Origin of the sequence: Thiorhodococcus mannitoliphagus, from assembly GCF_010915725.1 — a bacterium.
GTDB lineage: Bacteria > Pseudomonadota > Gammaproteobacteria > Chromatiales > Chromatiaceae > Thiorhodococcus > Thiorhodococcus mannitoliphagus.
The window spans coordinates 1-1712 of record NZ_JAAIJR010000313.1; the positions used below are offsets into that span (position 1 = coordinate 1).

The 1712-nt window shown below is 64.9% G+C and carries 2 protein-coding genes; both read right to left on the reverse strand.

Annotated elements, in window-relative coordinates; translation table 11 throughout:
• Positions 1-1100 (reverse strand): hypothetical protein (locus G3480_RS26465; RefSeq protein WP_164657180.1); only part of this gene is annotated, 1100 nt, incomplete at its 3' end.
• 99 nt (positions 1101-1199) lie between these two features.
• Positions 1200-1625: a hypothetical protein gene (locus G3480_RS26470; protein WP_164657181.1), complete on the reverse strand. Its 426-nt coding sequence runs from the start codon at positions 1623-1625 to the stop codon at positions 1200-1202.
• Positions 1626-1712 lie beyond the last annotated feature (87 nt).

Here is a 1712-nt window from a genome sequence, read left to right on the forward strand (position 1 = left end):
AGGGTGCGCACCGAGACCATGGCCTCACGAATGAGCGAGGGCGTCAGCTCGGTGAGGAAGGCGGGAATCGTCAACACGAGACGGCCAATCTCCTTGAGGGGACCGCGCGCGGTGAACGTTTTGTATTTTCCGAAGACCGATTCGATGATGTCGGAGGACGCCAGCCAGGTCTCACCGGGGGGGGTCTTGGCGCCTTCCGCTGCGACCCCGTCCAGGATCCGGTCGGTGAAGTCGGCGGCCCGTGGCGTGAGCGTCGTGCGTGGGGGCAGTGTAGCGCGCAGCGGTTCGATGACGCCCGCATGCAGCCCTTTGGATTTGAGAAACGTCTGAATCGCCTTGGCCTGTTCCATCATCTGCGCATAGACGACCAACTCCTCGCGGTAGGCTCTGACCCAACCGAAGCCCTCCAGAAAGCGTTCGCGCCCGGTATCGGCGAGATCCCAGAAGGCGTCGTCGAGATCCTCGGGGGTGAGGTCGGACGCCGCGTGCAGGGCGTCGCAAAAGGCCGCCTTGTCGGGATGCTGACGGCCCCTCAGCGCGCGCAGCGCCTGGACGCGGGCGGCGCCTAAGCGGGCGCACAGATGGTCCCAAGCCGCGACACTCAGCACGCAGGGGCGGCGAATTGCACTGAAGTCCCCTCGGTCGTCATAAGCGAGGATGTTGCGTGCCCACTCGACATGGGTGTCGACGTGCATGAAGCGCGCCTTGGTGCGCTGGCGTGGCGGCAACAGAAAGGCCAGGTCGGTCTGCTGAAACGATGCCAGGGTGGTGCGGCAGTGTTCCAACAGCCCATTCCAGCGCGCGTCCGCACTCAACTCGGCCTTGAACAGGTTGGCGATATGGTGGGAAATATCATCGGTTTTGACGCACGCCGGGGCCTGTTTCTGCTGAAACAGCGTGATCCCCTTGTGCAGGTCGCTGCCGTGATCGGCGACGATCTGAACCGGCCGCCCGGTGCGCTCGGCGACGTCGCGCAGCACCGATGCGACCCACGGCCCCGTGCTGTGCGTCGTCACCTCAATGGCCAACACCTGCATGGCGTGGTGATTGGGGCTGTAATCGGTCTCGATCAACCGCATGGCGGGGATGCCCAGGATCACCAGGCATTTCGAGGCGCCCAGTCCAAGCGTATGATCGGCAATGAAAATCCAATCCTCGCGCCGCTCCGGGGGCTGCTGAAGGATCGCCAGCCCACAGCGCTAGACCCAGTTGAGCACCGTGGTATGGGTTGGAATGCTCACCGGCAACCACGGCTCCAGCAGGTGCAGCACGCCGGGGACCCCGCGGCTACCAAGCCCGGTTTGCAGATACATCTGCAACGTCAGTTGCATGACCATAAGCGAATGCTGGTGACCCGGCGGTGGCAGGCGGGCGAGCCGCTGAGCCGCATCGCCCGATTCCTCCGGCACGTCGCTCGGGGTCGCCTCCGTCGTCGCGGGCGAGCCGCCGCCGTGCGCGCCCAGTGCTCGGTCTTTCCAGTACGCGCGGCTCCTCTCCAGATCGCGGATCTTGACCTGGGCCGCGCGCAGACGCCGTTGCTTGTCCAGGGCCTTGGCTTTCCACGCATCGCGCGATTTCAGGAACAGTCGGGCCAATCGGGTCACGGGGGTTTTGAAGGTGTCCATCGCTGGGCGTCGGCTCAGATTCACGGTGTCAGAGGATCGTGAGGCAAAGGATGCCTGGAGGCGACGGGGCTGTCGATGCCAACCAGC